Annotated in this window: 1 protein-coding gene; it reads left to right on the top strand. The window is 32.1% G+C overall.

Annotation, left to right across the window (positions count from 1 at the left end; translation table 11 throughout):
* A partial coding sequence (locus CWB65_RS19760) for a histidine kinase dimerization/phospho-acceptor domain-containing protein (RefSeq protein ID WP_349304541.1) occupies positions 1-252 on the top strand: 252 nt, incomplete at both ends.

Raw genomic sequence — 252 nt, 5'->3', positions numbered from 1 at the left:
AACTAAAAAACAAATTAGTGCGTTAAATATTTTAGGCAAAGAAGTCATAGCCCAATTAGAGTTAAGGCTAAAAAACAGAGAACTAAGTAAAGCATTAGAACAGCAAATAACTCATATTCAAGAGGTTGAAAAACTAAAACCTGAAGCAGATACCTCCAATAATATAAAATGTAAATTTTTAGCTAATATGTCGCATGAGCTAAGAACAGCACTTCACGGTATCTTAAACTTGGCCGAATTTGGCTTTTCTGA

This window comes from Pseudoalteromonas sp. S554 (assembly GCF_005930865.1).
Lineage (GTDB): Bacteria > Pseudomonadota > Gammaproteobacteria > Enterobacterales > Alteromonadaceae > Pseudoalteromonas > Pseudoalteromonas marina.
Note: the sequence above shows the minus strand (reverse complement) of the source record. Positions and strands in the feature narration are given on the sequence as shown.